This window comes from Kocuria carniphila (assembly GCF_004136555.1).
Classification (GTDB): Bacteria; Actinomycetota; Actinomycetes; order Actinomycetales; family Micrococcaceae; genus Kocuria; species Kocuria carniphila.
Map to the genome: position 1 here is coordinate 122230 of NZ_NOIT01000012.1, position 17797 is coordinate 140026.

Here is a 17797-nt window from a genome sequence, read left to right on the forward strand (position 1 = left end):
TTCTGCAATCCGTTCCCTGCTGGATCACGACGAATCCCGCCCCGTAGCTGGCGGTCTACGCCGCCGGGGTTACAGCCCGGAGTAAGAGTGCAGGCCGGTGAAGACCGTGTTGACGACGGCGAAGTTGAAGATGACGCACAAGTATCCGACGATGGACAGCCAGGCTGAGCGGGTGCCGGTCCAGCCGCGGGTGGCCCTAGCGTGCATGTAGGCGGCGTAGACGACCCAGATCACGAACGTCCAGACTTCTTTGACGTCCCAGCCCCAGTAGCGGCCCCAGGACTGCTCGGCCCAGATCGCGCCGGCGGCCAGGGTGAAGGTCCAGAACGCGAAGCCGATCGCGTTGAGCCGGAAGGACAGGTTCTCCAGCGCCTGGGCGGAGGGCACCATGCCCAGGAAGCCCATGCCGGGGGCCTCACCGGCCAGAATGGCTTTCTCCCGGCGGGCCTGCAGCAGTTGGAGGACGGCCATGGCGAAGGTGATGGTGAAGATCCCGGAGGCGGCCACGGCGATGGAGACGTGGATGACCAGCCACCAGGACTGCAGCGCGGGGACCAGCGGGCCCACCGGGGTGGGAAAGCCGATGGTGGCGGCGGTGAGCATGATCACCACGAGCCCGGTGACGAGGGTGCCCACGAAGCGCAGGTCCCTCAGCAGCAGCGCACCCAGGTAGACCCCGGCCACGACGAGTGCCCCGGTGGTGGCGAACTCGTACATGTTGCCCCAGGGCACCCGTCCGGCGGCCACCGCCCGGGCCATCACAGCCACGGCGTGCAGGGCGAAGGCCAGGACCATGACGGTCACGGCCGCCTGGGCCGCTGGGCGGCGGGTCCCGGTGTAGCGCATGGAGGAGTCAGCGACGTGTTCGGCCAGCACCGACTGGGCGGAGGCCGGGTACCCGCGGCCGCGGTCACCGGTGCCCAGCCCGGCCCGGGAATCATCGGCCTCCACCGTGTTCACCGTGGCAGTGGTTGCCGCGCCGACCAGTTGCCCTTCCGATCTGTTGTGTTGCTCGGGTCGGGCCCTGCGCAGGATCTTGGAGTGGGAGGCCATGTCCCAGGCGAAGGCCACAAAGGCCACCAGGTAGGTCATGGCGGCCAGGAGCATGAACAACTGGCTCCAGGCGCCCAGGTCCTCATTGACGGTCATCGGTGATGTCCTCTCAGGTGTGGGCCGGCCCGCTGTGGGCCCTGCTCGTTTTGGGGTGTGCGGCAGCGTCAGCGGGCGGGGGCGCGGTGCCCCACTGCTGGGTGAACAGCTCGCCCAGCCGCTGCGCCTCGGCCGCCAGCCGGGGGTCCTCCCCGCGAGCCAGCAGACCGTACTCCAGGATTGTGGTTGGGGCCCCGTCCTTGTCGACGCCTTTCGAGGCCCTCACCCAGAGGCGGCGGCGGGCGATGAACATCGACATCAACAGGCCCGTGAAGGCCAGCACGAAGGACACGAAGGCGCCCGTCCGTCCCGGGTCGTAGACGATATCCAGGCCCACGTAGCGCTTCACATCGAGGAACTCGATGCTGCCCTTGCCCTGGGGCAGCTCGTAGACCGGGCCCGCGGCATCCAGGGTGATCGGCCCATCGGGGGTGAGCATGCCGTTGAGCTCGGTGAGCCCTTCGACGTCAAGCGCGTACACGTTCTGGGGGACTCCGGAGTCCAGTCCGAGGTCCCCGGAGTAGGAGGACAGGATCAGCTTCGGGTTGGCCAGTCCCGGATCCGCCGACCGCGGGAGCCCATCGGCCCCGGTGACGGCGGTGGGCAGCAGCAGGCCGGTGAAGCCTAGCTGGTCCGGGGCAGCGTCGGGGACCTTGAGCACGAGTGAAGAGGTGTAGACCCCGTCGGAAGGAATGCCCACCACCGGCCCCTCGAAGGCGACGTCGCCGTTGCCGTCGGTCACCCGGATCAGGGGGGCGTAGCCGTTGCCGATCAGGAACGACTTCACCCCGTCGACGTTGACCGGGGCGTTGACCTTCAGGGTCTCCTGCCGCGGCTGTCCTCCGGGTTGCTGGACGGTGACCTCGGCGGTGAAGTCCACCGGAGTCCCATACTGACTGGGAACGGCGGTGTCGCGGTAAAACTCGACCTCGAAGTTCTCCAGGGTGAGGGAGAACGGCTCCAGCTGGTCGGGGTCGTAGTTGGTGCCCGGGATGAACGCGTCGTAGTTGATCAACGAGTTGGCGAACGAATCGCCCTCCACGAGGATCTTCTGGCCCTTGAAGCCGAACAGGGACCCCACGGCCACGGAGACCAGCACGCCCAGCAGCGCCAGGTGGAAGACGACGTTGCCGACCTCCTTCCACATTCCCCGCTCGGCGGCCACCGACGGTGCCGGTCCTCCTGTGTCGCGCACGGCCACCCGGTAGCCGCGCTTGCCCAGCAGGCGGGCGGCCTGGGCCACGACCTCGTCCGGGGCCGGGGCGTCCGCGGGCCCACCGAGGACCAGGCGGCGGTGCTCGGGCAGCCGTTCCAGCCGTTTAGGGGTGCGCGGGGGCTGCGCCCGCCAGGCCCGCCAGTGCTTGCCCGCCCGGGGCAGTACGCACCCCACCAAGGAGACGAACAGCAGGATGTAGATCGCGGAGAACCACACGGAGGAGAACACGTCGAAGAACTGCAGCCGGTCCAGCCACGGGCCCAGGGTCGGGTTGGCATCGATGTAGTCGGCCACCGCACCCGTGTCCTGGATCCGCTGCGGGAAGGTCGAGCCGGGCACCGCCGCCACCGCCAGCAACAGCAGCAGGAACAGGGCGGTGTTCATCTTCGTCAGCTGCGCCCACGCCCACCGGGCCATCCCGACCGGCCCCAGCGCCGGCAGCTCGACATCCCCGGGGTTCTTGCCGGGTCCGGTGGGCGATGAGCCTCGGGGGCCCCTGCCGGGGGTGTCCTCAGGGGTGCTCTGCCTGCTGCTAGTGGTGCTCATGGTGACCTTTCAGCTCCCTGTGCGGGGACGGCGGAGGGGGTGCCGGAAGTCATGCTGTCTCGGCCACCGTGTCCTCGAGGAGGGTCTCGAGGATGGACCGGTCTGCGATCCCCAGGATGCGGGCTGCGACCCGGCCTTGGGCGTCGAGCACCAGCGTGGTGGGCACCGCCCGCGGGGGCACATAGGCGTTCAGGGCCATCACCACCTTCCCGTCCTTGTCTTCGAAGGAGGGGTACGGGATCCCGAAGGTCCGCTCGAAGGCCTCGGCCGTGGCCTGATCATCGCGCAGGTTTACCCCGTAGAAGGCGATCTGCCCCTCGAACTGCTGGGCGAGTTCGGCGAGGTCCGGGGCCTCCACCCGGCACGGAGGGCAGGCCGCGTACCAGAAGTTCAGCAGCGCGGGCTTCCCCCGCAAGTCCTCGGCCGAGAGCTCGGTCCCATCGAAAAGGGTGCCGCTGAACTGCACCGGCTCCCCCCGCTGATCCGGGGCGTACTCCGAGACGGTGCCGTCCCCGGCGATGTAGCCCTTCTCGTCTCCCGTGTTGGCCTGTTGGGCCAGGGGATCTTCCTCCGCACCGCAGCCGGCCATGACCACCCCGAGGACTCCTGCACCGGCCAAGGAGAGCACACGGCGGCGGGACGGGTGGGTGGGCAGTGAAGAGTTCGAGGGCACGGGCATTTCACCTCAGGGTCGAAACGGGCTCGGGGACGGGTAGGGGCTGACCCCGGAAACGATGAACCGGGAAGCCGATAGGCCTCTGAGCGCAACACGGCGGGCCTGTTGTCGAGGGCCTGGGGCGCACGCCGGCACACTCAGAGATGATCGTTATACGTCGATCATAGCAACGGGAATCACCGTTGCCGTCGGGGCGGCGACCACCGGCTGCGGGGGCATTGGCTCTCCGGGCAATGGCGATGCGGCCCGAGACGGAGGTGCCGCGGTTAGGGCGGACTCCAGGGAATGACCACGCGCGGTTCTCCTCCGGCGGACAGCTACGGGGACTCCAGATCGAGGGCGAGACCCACGTGCCCCAGGCCGTTTTCGGCCAGCACGCGGGCCATCAGCTCGGCCTTGGTGGTGGCTTGCGGCAGCTGCGGATCGGTGATGTGGGTCGGCAACCCTGGCAGGGCCTCAGCCGCGGATGTCCTCGTAGAGCAGGGTGGAGATGTAGCGCTCCCCGTAGTCGCACACAACCGCCACGATCAACTTGTCGCGGTTCTCCTCCTTGGCGGCATCCTGCAGGGCGGCCCACACGATGGCGCCCGAGGAGATCCCGCCGAGGATGCCCTCCTTGGTGCCCAGCTCCCGGGCGACCCGCACGGAGTCCTCGACGCTCACGTCGTAGACGTCGTCGTAGATGTCCCGGTCGAGGTTGTCGGGGACGAAGTTCGCCCCGAGGCCCTGGATCTTGTGCGGGCCGGCCTTGCCCTCGGTGAGCAGGGGTGAGTCGGCCGGCTCGACGACGACCAGGCGGATGTCCGGCTTCTGCTCGCGCAGGTAGCGGCCCGCGCCGGTGATGGTGCCGCCGGTGCCCACGCCGGAGACGAAGACGTCGACCTGGCCGTCGGTGTCCTCCCAGATCTCGGGGCCCGTGGTCCGGTAGTGGATCGCGGGGTTGGCCTCGTTGGCGAACTGGCTGGCGAGGACGGCGTTGTCACTGGAGCCGACGATCTCCTGCGCCTTCTCGACCGCTCCGCGCATCCCCTCGGCACCGGGGGTCAGGACGATCTCGGCGCCGTAGGCGCGGAGCATGACCCGCCGCTCGGTGGACATGGTCTCGGGCATGGTGAGGATCACCTTGTAGCCGCGGGCGGCGCCGACCAGGGCCAGGGCGATGCCGGTGTTGCCGGAGGTGCCCTCGACGATCGTGCCGCCGGGCTTGAGCTTCCCGGAGTTCTCGGCGGCGTCGACGATGGAGACCCCGATGCGGTCCTTGACGGAGTTCGCCGGGTTGTAGAACTCCAGCTTCACGGCGACGTTGCCGGGCAGGCCCTCGTCGAGCCGGTTGAGGTGGACGAGCGGGGTGCTGCCCACGATCTCGGTGACGTCGTGGTAGATCTTCGCCATGGTGTGCTCCTGGGTGGTGGTGTGGTGAATCGGTGGGTGTTGGGATTCGGTGCGTCACAAGCCGGGGATGTTCTCCCGGGCTCAGACAGGAGTGATGAAGGTGCCGGCGAGGCTTTGGAGCTGATAGATCCACTGCATCCAGATCCCGGTCACCATCAGCAGCCCCACGGCGATCAGTACGGAGCCGCCGGCGATGTTGAAGGTGCGGATGTTGCGGCGGATGTAGCTCAGGGTCGTGGTGACCCAGTTGAGCCCGGCCGCGACCAGCACGAATGGAATGCCCAGGCCCAGGCAGTAGGTGAAGCCCAGCAGGGCTCCGCGCCAGGCCCCGCCGGTGGTGGTGCTCAGCGCCAGCACCGCACTCAGGGTCGGGCCCATGCAGGGGGTCCAACCCAGGCCGAAGACCACCCCGAGCAGCGGGGCGCCGGCGATGCCGGTGCGGGGTTGGAAGGACAGCTTCTTGGTCTGCTGCAGGAAGGGGAACTTCCCGACCAGCACCAGGCCCATGAGCGCCACGAACACCCCCAACACCCGCATCAGCGGATCCTGCCACCGCACCAACCAGCCCCCGATGGCGCCGAAGGCCGCCCCGTAGACAGTGAACACGGCCGCGAAACCCAGGATGAACAGCCCCACCCCGGCCAGCACCCGCCGCCGGTTGTCGGCCCGGGTCGGATCGGTCAGCCCGGAGACGTAGCCGAGGTAGCCGGGCACCAACGGCAGGATGCACGGGGAGATGAAAGAGACGATCCCGGCGATCACCGCCAAGGGCACGGCGATGAGCAGGGCCCCGGAGTTCACCGTCTCGGCGAAGTAGCCGCCAATCGTCATCACCATCTCCTCGGGCCAGGGGGCGCCCTGAGACTACCGCACATGACCACTGTCAGCCCAAAACACGGTTATCATCGGTCCATGACGATTTCAGAGTATGTTCCGGATGCCCCTTGTGAGGTGTTGGATCCGGCGGCGGCGTTGTTCCACTCCCTCAGTGACCCGACCCGGCTGGCGATTGTGCAGCGCTTGGCTTCCGGGGAGGTGCGGGTGCGTGATCTCACCAGCGAGCTGGGGCTGGCCCAGTCGACCGTGTCCGGCCATGTGGCGTGCTTGCGTGGTTGCGGGCTGGTGCAGGGTCGGGCGCAGGGGCGCAGCGTGTACTACTCGCTGACCCGCCCGGAGCTGATGGACGTGCTGGCCGCCACTGAGGTGCTGCTGGCGGCCACCGGCAACGCCGTGAGTCTGTGCCCGAACTACGGGCTGGATGCCCGTGACACCCCCCAGATTCAGGAGATCACCCGATGAGCGATGCCTGCGGATGCAGCGACGAGAAGAACGAAACCGGTGAGGCCGGGGAGGAGGCCGAGGGCTTCTGGCAGGTGCGCGAGGTCCGGTTCGCCGCCGCGGCCGGGGTGCTGCTGCTGGCCGGCTGGATCCTGTCGCTGGCCGGGGTTCCTCTGTGGGTGGCGCTGAGCCTGGAGACGGGCGCGCTGCTGGCGGCCGGATGGACGTTCGTGCCCTCCACGCTGCGCCGGCTGGCCCGGGGCAAGATCGGGGTCGGGACCCTGATGACCATCGCCGCCGTCGGAGCGGTCGCCCTGGGGCAGATCGAGGAAGCGGCGATGCTGGCCTTCCTCTACGCCATCGCCGAGGCCCTGGAGGAGTACTCGGTGGCGCGCACCCGGCGCGGGCTGCGCGCGCTGCTGGAGCTGGTCCCGGATCAGGCCACGGTGCTCCGGGCCGGGGTGCAGGTCACCGTGCCCCCGGCTGAGCTGGTACTGGGGGACCGGATGGTGGTGCGGCCCGGGGAGCGGGTGGCCACCGATGGGCGGATCCTCACCGGGCGCACCTCCTTGGACACCTCGGCGCTGACCGGGGAGTCCGTGCCCGTGGAGGCCGGCCCCGGCGCGGAGGTCTACGCCGGGTCCATCAACGGCACCGGCCCGCTGGAGGTGGAAGTCACCAGCACCGCCGAGGACAATTCCTTGGCGAAGATCGTGCACATCGTCGAGACCGAGCAGTCCCGCAAAGGCCCCGGCCAGCGACTGGCCGATGCGATCGCCAAACGCCTGGTGCCGGGCATCCTCATCGTCGCCGCCCTGATCATCGCCTACGGGTTCATCGTGGGGGAGCCGGTCCTGTGGTTCGAACGCGCCCTGGTCGTGCTGGTCGCCGCTTCCCCGTGCGCCCTGGCGATCTCGGTGCCCGTCACCGTGGTGGCCTCGGTCGGAGCCGCCAGCCGCATCGGGGTGCTGATCAAGGGCGGGGCCGCGGTGGAGACCCTGGGCAAGATCGGCACCATCGCCCTGGACAAGACCGGCACCCTCACCCGCAACAACCCGGCCGTCATCGAGGTCGCCACCACTGGCGGGGTGACCCGGCAGCAGGTGCTGGGACTGGCCGCCGGGTTGGAGGCCCGCAGCGAACACCCCCTGGCCCGGGCCATCCTCGCCGCCACACCTGAGCGGGCCGAGGTGACCCAGGTGGATACCGTGCCCGGGGCCGGGCTCTACGGCACCCTGGACGGCGCCCGCCTGCGGCTGGGCCGGCCCGGGTGGATCGACCCGGGGCCCCTGGTCGCCGAGATCGAGCGGATGCAGCGCTCCGGGGCCACGGCCGTGCTCATCGAGCAGGACGGGCGTGTCATCGGGGCGATCGCGGTGCGCGATGAGCTGCGCCCGGAGGCCCGAGAGGTGATCACCCGGCTCAACCGCGCCGGATACACCACCGCGATGCTCACCGGGGACAACACCCTCACCGCCCATGCCCTGGCCGAGGCCGCCGGCATCACCCAGGTCCACGCCGACCTGCGCCCGGAGGACAAAGCCGAGATCATCCGCACCCTCAAGGCGCAACGCCCCACGGCGATGGTCGGTGACGGCGTCAACGACGCCCCCGCCCTGGCCACCGCCGACATCGGCATCGCCATGGGCGCAATGGGCACCGACGTGGCCATCGAGACCGCCGACATCGCCTTGATGGGCGAGGACCTCCACCACCTGCCCCAAGCCCTCGAGCACGCCCGGCGGACCCGCTCGATCATGCTGCAGAACGTCGGGGTGTCCCTGGCGCTGATCGCGGTGCTGATCCCCCTGGCCCTGTTTGGGATCCTCGGGTTGGCCGCGGTGGTGCTGGTACACGAGGTGGCCGAAATCCTGATCATCGCCAACGGGGTACGCGCCGGGCGGATCTCCCGCCGCACCCAGCTGCCCACTACCCAGCCCGCACCGGCTCTGGAACCGGCCGCATGAGCGCCCCCGTCGCCGGGCAGGTCGGCCCTTCGTCCCGATCTGCTCGCCGGTCCCGGACCCTCTTGCTGGCCGGGGCAGCGGCGCTGGCCACCGTCGATCTGATTCTCAAAGCCGTGACCTCAGCCCGTCTCACCGACGGGACCACGGTAGATCTGGGGCCGCTCACGCTGCAGCTGCACCACAACACCGGGGTGGCCTTCAGCCTCGGGGCGGCCCTGCCCTCCTGGGTCATCATCGCCGCGACCGGGGCGATCATCGCCGGGCTGATCTGGTATTTGCTCGTTGCGACACCCACCCTGACCGGGCTGGCCCGTACCGGAGCGACCCTGATGCTCGGGGGCGCTATCGGAAACTTCCTGGACCGCCTCGACGGGGGAGGGGTGGTGGACTACCTGCACACCGGGTGGTTCCCCACCTTCAATCTCGCCGACGTCTTCGTCACCACCGGGGTGGGCCTCTTGATCCTGGGTACGCTGCTGGCTCCGCGCCCCCAGGACATCTCCGCCGAATAGCCCCCACCTGCTCATCGCGTAACGTCAGGGCCGCCGAGACCTCCTCGGCGGCCCTGACTCAGGCCACCACGGGTCCCGCCCCGGGCCTTCACTCGTCACGCCCATGCCCGCCGCTCTTTGGCCACAGCCACCGCAGGCGAGGCCCCCGGGCCTCCCGTCGCACCGAGCCGATGACTATCTCGGGCCCCTGCACGGCGGCCACAACAGCTTCTCTGCCGGGTAGGCTCGGGTCGAGGTAGTCTCCAGCCCGAGACCCACCATTCCCTGGACAAAAGGCCCTGCACCGTCCCTTGCGGGCAACGTCAGATCCACCCCGTCCAATCAATCGGAATTAGGCGATAGGATCGGGTCATGACGAACACTAGTTGTACGACCGGCCTGGCCCCGGCTGTGGCCCTGTTTCACTCCCTGTCCGATCCCACTCGCCTGGCCATCGTGGGGCGCCTGGCCGGCGGTGAAGCTCGAGTGCGGGACCTGGTGGAGGAAACGGGCCTGGCTCAATCCACCGTCTCGGCCCATGTGGCCTGCCTGCGCGAGTGCGGGCTGGTGGCCGGACGCGTCGAGGGGCGGCAGATCTTCTACGCTCTGACCCGCCCGGAGCTGATGGATGTGCTCGCCGCCGCCGAGACCCTGCTGGCAGCCACCGGTTCCCAGGTCGCGCTGTGTCCCGCCTACGGCACCTCCACCCAAGAACACTGACAAATACATCACCCTCACCTGGCCCGCCCACGCACTGAGGGTGAAAGCGGGTGCTGGTGCGCCTTCGGGTGCCCATGACGGGCGCCGCGACCCATACCCGGTGACAGTGCCCCGGTGATGGTGCCCGGGGCATCGGCTCCCGGCAGCCTTCCCTTGCCTGCGCACTCGGCCGCCCGACACAGCGCAGCACGCCAGGTCCCGGTCGGCGATTCTCCCCACCTAAGAAAAGACAGGTTATGGAACTCATCTCCCCCGTGCTGCAGGCGATCGGCCTGTTCGCGGCCACCAACATCGACGACATCATCGTGCTCTCCCTGTTCTTCGCCCGCGGAGCCGGAGCCCGTGGCACTACCGCCAAAATCGGGATCGGCCAGTACGTGGGCTTCGGCGGCATCCTGGTCGCCTCCGTGCTGGTGACCCTGGGCGCCAGCACCTTCCTGCCGCCCGAGGCCATTCCCTACTTCGGCCTCATTCCCCTGATCCTCGGCCTCATCGCGGCCTGGAAGGTCTGGCGCAGCGACGAGGACGACGACGATGACGAGGGGAAGGTCGCCGGCAAACAGGTCAGCATCTGGACCGTCGCCGCAGTCACCTTCGCCAACGGCGGGGACAACATCGGGGTCTACGTGCCCGTATTCGTCACCGTGGGCCCCACCGCGATGGTGGCCTACTGCATCGCCTTTTTGGCCATGGTCGCGGTGCTGGTGGCTATCGCCAAGTACGTGGCCACCCGCAAACCCATCGCCGAAGTCCTGGAACGATGGGAACACATCCTGTTCCCGATCGTGCTGATCGGCCTGGGCGTGGTCATCCTCCTCGAAGGCGGCGCCTTCGGCCTCTAACCCATCCGCCTGCTGAGCTCAGCCCTGCGACGGGACCCCGGCTCCCCCGGGCGGTGTGAATGGCCAGGTCGCCCCCATCCTTTGCCTAAACGGTTCACTACCGTCGATCGTGGAACTAGGCTCGGCGCACACGATGCGTACGCCGAAAGGTGGAAACCATGCCGAGGATGTCCGCCTTAGAGGCCTCCTTCTGTCGCAGCGCGCCATGGGGCCTTGTGGCCCGGCGGATGGTTCCTTGGGCGACCCAGGGGTTCCCCGTCACCGGGGACGTGCTGGAGATCGGTGGAGGCAGCGGTGCGATGGCCGAGGCCATCGCCCGAGCCCATCCCCGGGTGCGGCTCACCATGACCGATGCCGACCCGGTGATGGTCGAGGCCGCGCAGGACCGCCTGGCCGGACACCCCTTGGTCCAGGCGCGTCAGGCCGATGCCACTCGGCTGCCCTTCGAGGACGAGTCGTTCGACACGATTCTGAGCTTTCTGATGCTCCACCACGTCATCGAGTGGGAACACGCGGTGACCCAGGCGGCCCGAGTCCTGCGACCGGGCGGGGCCTTCGTGGGATACGACCTGCTGGCCTCACCCATGGCATCCCTGGTGCACCGTGCCGACCGGTCACCGCACCGGCTCATCGAACCGGAAGCCTTCGGACCAGTCTTCGACCAGGCCGGCCTTGCCCCACTCGCCCTCCGGCTGTCCTTCGGCGGTCGGGTCATACGTTTTATCGCCCACAAGCCAGGCAATGCCCAGAACGCTCCCGGCAGCGACATCACTTCCAGGAACAGCCGATGAATAGCGCGCCCATCACCCCCGGAACCATCCATGAGGAGCTGGAGCGGGTCCGCGCGGACTTCCACGCCCTGATCATTAAAGCGACCCCTGCGGATGTGCACCATCTCTCGTCAGGCACTCGGTGGACCAACGGGCAGCTGCTGTTCCACATGTTCTTCGGCTACCTGATCGTCTGGCGCCTGCTGCCGCTGGTGCGCCTGATGGGCCGGCTCCCCGAGCCGGTCAGCCGCATCTTCGCCCGGACACTGGAGGCTGGCACCCGTCCGTTCCACCTCTTCAACTACTTCAGCGACCGCGGGGCCGCGCGGGTGATCCACGGTCCGCGGCTGATCCGGTGGTTCGACCGCACCGTCGAGGTCCTGCAGGCCCAGCTCGCCGCCGAGCCCGCGGCCGCACTGGCCCGTGGGATGCACATGCCCGTGTCCTGGGACCCGTACTTCCGGGACTGGATGAGCCTGGCCGAGATCTACCACTACGGCACTCAGCACTACGATCACCACCGACGGCAGCTGACCATCGGCCGGCCATCCTGAGGAGCTGAGTAGTGCGGTCGGGACGGCTCAGTGGGCGTCCTGCGTTTTGGGCGGGATCGCCACGTCAGGGCCGACCAGGCTGATGCTGATGGGGCCATGAGCCTGGGGTGAACCCACCGTTGAACCCGCCCGGCGCCCGAGGGTCTGTATTCAGCCGGCACCGACAGGGGGCTGTTGTCGCAGCGCCACCTTGACCTTCCCCTGTGGGGGAAGGTGCAGGCTGGGTTGGAGAAAGGCGCGCGGAAAGTTTCCGGTGGAAGTGTTCCTCACCGAGTTGCGGAGGTTGTCATGGCTGACACGGCAGTGATCGAGACGGATCTGGCCATCATCGGTTCTGGTGGTGGTGCTTTCGCCGCGGCGATCCGGGCGACCAGCCTGGGCCAACGGGTGGTGATGGTGGAGCGGTCCACGGTGGGGGGCACCTGTGTGAACACCGGGTGTGTGCCGTCGAAGGCGTTGCTGGCTGCTGCGGCCGCCCGCCATGTGGCCCTGGAGGCGCCTGGTCGGTTTCCCGGGCTCGCCGCCTCCGCGGGCCCGGTGGACATGCCGGGGCTGATGGCGGGCAAGGACGGGCTGGTGGAGGGGATGCGTTCGGAGAAGTACGTGGATCTGATCGCCGACTACGGGTGGGACCTGCGCCGAGGGGAGGCCGCCTTCACCGGCACGGCCCAGGACCCGGTGCTGGAGATCACCGGTGGGGGCGGGGCCGTGGAGGAGGTGCGGGCCCGGCACTACTTGGTGGCCACCGGCTCGGCCCCGTGGGCTCCGCCGATTCCCGGGCTGGAGGATGTCGACTACCTCACCTCCACGACGGCGATGGAGTTGCCGGAGGTCCCGGAGTCGATGATCGTGCTCGGCGGCGGCTATGTGGCTTTGGAGCAGGCCCAGCTCTTCGCCCGGCTGGGCTCGCAGGTCACGGTGCTGGTCCGTTCCCGGTTGCTGTCCGGGGAGGAACCGGAGGTCTCGAAGACCCTCCTGGGGGTCTTCGCCGATGAGGGCATCACAGTGGTGCGCCGGGCCGCGGTCGAGTCCGTGGGCACCGATCCGGCCACCGGGGGCGTTGTGGTGGCCGCCACCACCCGGGCCGGGCGCCAGGAGTTCACCGCGGACCGGTTGCTGGTGGCCACCGGGCGCCGGGCGGTCACCGAGGGCCTGGGCCTGGGCACGGTGGGGGTGGCTACGGGGGAGCGGGGGGAGATCCTCGTGGAGGACACCCTGGCGAGTTCGCATCCGCGGATCTGGGCGGCCGGGGATGTCACCGGGCACCCGGAGTTCGTCTACGTGGCCTCCGCCCACGGGGTCACCGCGGTGGAGAACGCCTTCCACGACACCGGGCAGCGGGTCGACTACACCCACCTTCCCCGGGTCACCTTCACCTCCCCGGCGGTGGGGGCGGTGGGGATGACGGATAAGCAGGCCCGGGAGGCGGGCATCCGGTGTGAGTGCCGGGTGCTGCCCCTGGAGTACGTGCCGCGGGCGCTGGTGAACCGTGACACCCGGGGGTTCATCAAGATCGTCGCCGACGCCGACACCGGGCGGATCGTGGGGATCACCGCGGTGGCCCAGGAGGCCGGGGACCTGGCCGCGGCCGGGGTATACATCTTGTCCGCGGGGATGACGGTGGACCAGGTGGCGACCTTGTGGTGCCCGTATCTGACGATGGCTGAGGGTTTGAAGATCGCCGCCCAGTCCTTCCGCACCGATGTCTCGAAACTGTCCTGCTGCGCCGCTTGAGGCCCGGACCCCACCAGCCACCCCAGCACAGGAGGGGACGACGGTGACCGGCCACGAGGCCTCTGCGGTGGCCGGCCGGGAGGCATGAGCACGGCCGAGCAGATGCTCGCCCAGGCCCCCTCCGACCTCCCCGGCGACCATGCGGCGGCTGGCACCGCGCGTCCTGCCCCGTGATGGGACGGGGTGCCACGATGAGCAGAGCCGAAAGATCCACCGCATCTGAAGGAGACGCATCATGAGCGAACATTTCGACGTGGCCGTGTTGGGCATGGGTCCCGGTGGTGAGGTCGCCGCCGGCCGGCTGCTGGCGGCGGGGAAGAACGTCGCCGTGATCGAGCGGGAGTTGATCGGTGGGGAGTGCGCCTACTGGGCGTGCATCCCTTCCAAGACGGTGCTGCGCCCGGCCGAGGCCCGCACCGAGGTGCACAAGGCCGCCGGGGTCTCCGGGGCCGAGGTGGACTGGGCGTCCACCCGGGAATACCGCGACTACATGATCCGTGACCTCGACGACTCCGCCCAGGCCGAGGGCTACACCGCCCAGGGCGCGACCGTGATCCGGGGCGAGGCCCGTCTCACCGGCCCGGGCCGGATCCAGGTCGGGGACCGGGAGATCACCGCCGAGCACATCATCATCGCCACCGGCTCCGAGGCCGTGATTCCGCCCATCGAGGGTATCGAGGAGATCACCGCCTGGACCAACCGGGAAACCTACACCACCCACGATCTACCGCGCCGGGCGGTGATCATCGGCGGCAGCGCCGTCGGGGTGGAGACCGCCACGTTCCTGGCCCGCTTCGGGGTGCAGGTCACCCTCATCCACCGCGGGGACCGGCTGCTGGGCCGGGAGGACCCCCGGGTGGGGGAGCTCGTCCACGACTACCTGACCGAAGCCGGGGTCGACATCCGCCTGGGCGCCTCGGCCGCCAAGGCCCACAGGAACGGTGCGGACAGTATGGTGATCCTCGAGGACGGGAGCGAGGTGGCCGCCGACGTGGTGATCTTCGGCACCGGCCGCGCCCCCCGCACCCAGGGTCTGGGCTTGGAGGCGGCCGGGGCACGTCTGGGCGAGCACGGCGAGGTGCTCATCGACGAGCACGCCCGGGCCGCCGACAACTTGTGGGCGATCGGCGATGTCACCGCGGTGATGCCCTTCACCCATGTGGCGAAGTATCAGGGGCGGATCGCCGCCGACGCGATCCTCGGCCGCCCGCGCCCGGCCGGCTATGAGGGGATCCCGCGGGTGGTGTTCGCCGACCCGGAGATCGCCGCCGCCGGACTCACCACCGAGCAGGCGCAACAGCGCGGGATCCGTGCCATCGCCACCGAGCTGGATCTGGCCCAGGCCATCGCCCGCCCGTGGACCTACGAGCAGGACCCGCGCGGGCACCTGGGGCTGCTGGCCGACGCCGAGCGGGCAGTGCTGATCGGGGCGTGGGCGGTCGGCCCGCAGGCGGGGGAATGGATCCACCACGCCTCCCTGGCCATCCGGGCGCAGCTGCCGCTGGAAATCCTGCGCGATCAGATCGCCCAATTCCCCACCTACCACGAGGCCTACCAAGCCGCACTGGAGCAGCTCGAGGTCTAGGGGCTGGGCGCCGCCCCGGGCAACCGGGCATGATCCGCTGCAGAAGGCGACAGCAAGCCGAAGCACTGCTCGAGAAAGGGGAAGCCCATGGCCCAACGATTGATCGTCATCGGTGGGGACGCCGCCGGGATGAGCGCGGCCTCCGCCGCCCGCCGCCAGCTGCCCCAGGACCAGTTGGAGATCGTGGCGTTCGAGCGCGGTCACTACACCTCCTACTCCGCCTGCGGGATCCCGTACTTCATCGGCAAGGACGTCGCCGACACCACGGCACTGATCGCGCGCACCCCGCAGCAGTTCCGCGACCACCACGCCATCGACGCCCGGACCGGTCACGAGGTCCTGGACATAGACCTGCACCGGCGCGCCGTGCTGGTGCGTGACCTCGTCCGGGGCCGGGAGGCCTGGGAGGGCTTCGACCAGCTCATGGTCGCCACCGGGGCCACCCCGGCCCGCCCTCCACTGCCCGGGATCGAGGCGGCCGGCATCCACGGGGTGCAGACCCTCGACGACGGCCTCGCCCTGCGCACGGTGCTGGAGCGGGACCGGCCGGGCCGGGCCGTGGTGGTCGGGGCCGGCTACATCGGCCTGGAACTGGCCGAGGCCCTGTCCGCCTGGGGCGTGGGCATCACCGTGATCGGACGCCCCCCGGCCCCGCTGCCGGCCCTGGACCCGGACATGGGCGCGCTCATCGCCACCGCGATGGAAGGCTTCGGGATGGAGGTGCGGATGGAGGAGACCGTCACCGGCTTCGACACCACCGACGGGAAGGTCACCGCCGTGGTCACCGACCAAGCCACCATCCCCACCGATCTGGTGATCCTCGGGCTGGGGGTGACCCCGAACACCACCCTGGCCGCCCAGGCGGGGATCCCGCTGGGGGCCACGGGGGCGATCACGGTGGACCGCCGGCTGCGCACCGGCATCGACGGGGTGTGGGCAGCCGGGGACTGCGTGGAGAAGTTCCACCGCGTCTCCCGCCGCCACGTCAGCCTCCCGCTGGGCACCCACGCCAACAAGGAGGGCCGCACCGCCGGGATCAACCTCGGCGGCGGCTACGCCACCTTCCCCGGAGTGCTCGGCACCGCCGTGACCAAGATCTGCGACATCGAAGTCGGACGCACCGGCCTCGGCGAGGCCGAGGCGCAGGCGGCCGGCTTCGATCCGGTCACCGCCGTGGTCGACTCCACCACCCGGGCCGGCTACTACCCCGGAGCCAAACCGATCCGCACCAAACTCATCGCCGAACGCGGCACCGGACGACTGCTCGGAGCCCAGATCGTCGGAGAAGAAGGCGCGGCCAAACGCATCGACGTGCTCTCCGTCGCTTTGTGGCACGAGACCCCGGTGGAAGAGCTGCTGAACATCGACCTCTCCTACGCCCCACCGTTTTCCCCGGTGTGGGACCCGGTGCTGATCGCCGCCCGCAAGAGTTGGCAGGCCGTGGAGACCGACCGCGCCCGCACCGAACCCGGATGACCACCGACTCCGGGTGACCACCGACGACTCCGGGTCAGGCAGTGCCCGGTACCGGAACCTTCCTCTACCGTGGAAGGCCACAGAACAGTCCAGGATCGAGGTGCACCGTGCGGATCGGTGAAGCGGCCGCAGCCGCCGGCATGACCACCAAAGCCCTGCGGTTCTACGAACAGCAAGGACTGCTGCCCCCGGTGCACCGCGGTCCCAACGGGTACCGCGACTACCCACCAGAGACCCTCGCCCGCCTGCAGTTCATCCGCCGCAGCAAGGCCGCCGGACTCAGTTTGGCCGAGATCCGGAACATCCTGCAGATCCGCGACGCCGGACAGGCCCCCTGCGCCCACGTAGCCGCCCAGCTCGCCCAGCAACTCACTGACCTCGACCAGCACATCGCTGAGCTCACCGCTCTGCGGACTTCCGTGGCCGAGCACTACCAGGCCGCCTCCCAAGGCGACCCCGCCCAGTGCGACGCCGAGCAAATCTGCAGTTACCTATGAGGTCATCATTGATGTTCAGATATGGATGAACACAGCGATGAATCCGAAGAGCGCTACCACCGCTTTACATATGGCCGGTTCTCGGTCGTGTCGTTATCTGTCTGAAAGGCGTTTTCGGGATAGAAGTGCATATCTGGGCATGCCCTGCCTGGATGTACATGGCGACGTGCTCCGGTCTCTGCATCCTACTGGTGCTCTTTGGGTAGAGAGTTCGGGTGAGTGAGTCGACGATCTGCGGTTCGGCCGAGAGCTTGACTGTACTCCAGTACTTCATCCCCGTGTGCCTGTCAGGTCCTACTCGCAGCATGGCCGCGGCAACCGCGGGGATGTCCTCGTGAGTCGCGACATCGCCACCCACCGTGCTCAAACCCGCCCGGAAACGTGAGCAGGACGCCATGAACACCAATTTCTCCCCTGGGGATCTGGACACCGCTCGCGAGCGACTGCGCGACGTCATCAAGGGACTGGCCGTAGTGCGCTGAAACGTGACGTTGGCCAGCGACAGTCAGGCCGATTACCACGTGGATCTGCGCCATGTGACCCTGCATCATGAGGCCTCGCGTTACGTCGGGCAGGTCATGTTCAGCCTGACGGCAGAAGACCGGAGCGAACGTTGTGGCTGTGGCCGTGATCGTGGATCGCCGCACGGGTGCCAAGGAACGCATCGAGGAGTACACGGGAGTGCCCTGCCTGTACGCCTACTCGAAGGACGAGCTGGGGCTTGACTGACCCGGCCACCACTTCTGAAGCCAATGTCGAACACGTGGTGGGCGTGGGCCCATGGGAAGGTCCGCGGCCGGAGGGTGAGCACTGGGATCGTGAGTTACTCGCGGACGGTTACCGCTACTGGGCCATGGACGCGATCATCGCGGACTTGGACACGCGGCGTCATGAATTCCACGTG

At 69.0% G+C, this 17797-nt stretch carries 17 protein-coding genes and 2 pseudogenes; 13 read left to right on the top strand and 6 right to left on the bottom strand.

Annotation, left to right across the window (positions count from 1 at the left end; all coding sequences use genetic code 11):
- Positions 1-69: 69 nt before the first annotated feature.
- The 6 genes from ccsB to EWV37_RS10420 all read right to left on the bottom strand — a co-directional run bounded on the left by ccsB (position 70) and on the right by EWV37_RS10420 (position 5810).
- Positions 70-1149, bottom strand: coding sequence for a c-type cytochrome biogenesis protein CcsB (gene ccsB / locus EWV37_RS10400; RefSeq protein WP_109222873.1), 1080 nt, complete (start codon positions 1147-1149; stop codon positions 70-72).
- Between the two features lie 13 nt (positions 1150-1162).
- Positions 1163-2911, bottom strand: a complete 1749-nt coding sequence (resB, locus tag EWV37_RS10405) for a cytochrome c biogenesis protein ResB (RefSeq protein WP_109222874.1) — start codon at positions 2909-2911, stop codon at positions 1163-1165.
- A 49-nt stretch (positions 2912-2960) separates the two neighbouring features.
- The gene (locus EWV37_RS10410; RefSeq protein ID WP_062737359.1) at positions 2961-3590 is read right to left on the bottom strand and encodes a TlpA family protein disulfide reductase; all 630 of its coding nucleotides are present in this window, start codon (positions 3588-3590) and stop codon (positions 2961-2963) included.
- Between the two features lie 314 nt (positions 3591-3904).
- Positions 3905-4030: a hypothetical protein gene (locus EWV37_RS15775; RefSeq protein ID WP_259915413.1), complete on the bottom strand. Its 126-nt coding sequence runs from the start codon at positions 4028-4030 to the stop codon at positions 3905-3907.
- A gap of 13 nt (positions 4031-4043) precedes the next feature.
- Entirely contained in the window at positions 4044-4979 is a 936-nt protein-coding gene (gene cysK / locus EWV37_RS10415) for a cysteine synthase A (RefSeq protein ID WP_109222875.1), read from the bottom strand.
- Between the two features lie 81 nt (positions 4980-5060).
- Positions 5061-5810, bottom strand: a complete 750-nt coding sequence (locus EWV37_RS10420; protein ID WP_095650753.1) for a cytochrome c biogenesis CcdA family protein — start codon at positions 5808-5810, stop codon at positions 5061-5063.
- An 81-nt stretch (positions 5811-5891) separates the two neighbouring features.
- On the opposite strand from EWV37_RS10420, the gene EWV37_RS10425 reads away from it, so the two are divergent.
- The 13 genes and pseudogenes from EWV37_RS10425 to EWV37_RS10485 form a co-directional block, all read left to right on the top strand.
- Entirely contained in the window at positions 5892-6278 is a 387-nt protein-coding gene (locus EWV37_RS10425) for an ArsR/SmtB family transcription factor (protein WP_062737356.1), read from the top strand.
- Positions 6275-8224, top strand: coding sequence for a heavy metal translocating P-type ATPase (locus EWV37_RS10430; RefSeq protein WP_129701476.1), 1950 nt, complete (start codon positions 6275-6277; stop codon positions 8222-8224). Before EWV37_RS10425 ends, EWV37_RS10430 begins: the two co-directional genes overlap by 4 nt.
- Positions 8221-8736: a signal peptidase II gene (gene lspA, locus EWV37_RS10435; protein ID WP_109222877.1), complete on the top strand. Its 516-nt coding sequence runs from the start codon at positions 8221-8223 to the stop codon at positions 8734-8736. The genes EWV37_RS10430 and lspA overlap by 4 nt, the downstream gene beginning before the upstream one ends.
- A gap of 351 nt (positions 8737-9087) precedes the next feature.
- The gene (locus EWV37_RS10440) at positions 9088-9435 is read left to right on the top strand and encodes an ArsR/SmtB family transcription factor (RefSeq protein WP_062737353.1); all 348 of its coding nucleotides are present in this window, start codon (positions 9088-9090) and stop codon (positions 9433-9435) included.
- Positions 9436-9671: 236 nt separating this feature from the next.
- The gene (locus EWV37_RS10445) at positions 9672-10277 is read left to right on the top strand and encodes a cadmium resistance transporter (RefSeq protein WP_109222878.1); all 606 of its coding nucleotides are present in this window, start codon (positions 9672-9674) and stop codon (positions 10275-10277) included.
- 167 nt (positions 10278-10444) lie between these two features.
- Positions 10445-11068 carry a class I SAM-dependent methyltransferase gene (locus tag EWV37_RS10450; protein WP_238663210.1) on the top strand — a complete coding sequence of 208 codons (624 nt, stop codon included), beginning with the start codon at positions 10445-10447 and terminating at the stop codon, positions 11066-11068.
- The gene (locus tag EWV37_RS10455; protein WP_109222879.1) at positions 11065-11601 is read left to right on the top strand and encodes a DinB family protein; all 537 of its coding nucleotides are present in this window, start codon (positions 11065-11067) and stop codon (positions 11599-11601) included. Before EWV37_RS10450 ends, EWV37_RS10455 begins: the two co-directional genes overlap by 4 nt.
- Before the next feature lie 288 nt (positions 11602-11889).
- Positions 11890-13335, top strand: coding sequence for a mercury(II) reductase (gene merA, locus EWV37_RS10460; protein WP_109222880.1), 1446 nt, complete (start codon positions 11890-11892; stop codon positions 13333-13335).
- A 235-nt stretch (positions 13336-13570) separates the two neighbouring features.
- Positions 13571-14920 carry a dihydrolipoyl dehydrogenase family protein gene (locus EWV37_RS10465; protein ID WP_109222881.1) on the top strand — a complete coding sequence of 450 codons (1350 nt, stop codon included), beginning with the start codon at positions 13571-13573 and terminating at the stop codon, positions 14918-14920.
- Positions 14921-15007: 87 nt separating this feature from the next.
- A complete protein-coding gene (locus EWV37_RS10470) occupies positions 15008-16396 on the top strand; it encodes an FAD-dependent oxidoreductase (protein ID WP_129701478.1) in 1389 nt (462 codons plus the stop codon).
- Between the two features lie 107 nt (positions 16397-16503).
- On the top strand, positions 16504-16893 hold the full coding sequence (locus EWV37_RS10475) for a heavy metal-responsive transcriptional regulator (RefSeq protein ID WP_109222883.1): 390 nt from the start codon (positions 16504-16506) through the stop codon (positions 16891-16893).
- A gap of 395 nt (positions 16894-17288) precedes the next feature.
- Positions 17289-17622, top strand: a pseudogene (locus tag EWV37_RS10480) (hypothetical protein).
- Positions 17615-17797, top strand: a pseudogene (locus EWV37_RS10485) (rRNA methyltransferase); the annotation flags it as partial. The pseudogenes EWV37_RS10480 and EWV37_RS10485, both read left to right, overlap by 8 nt.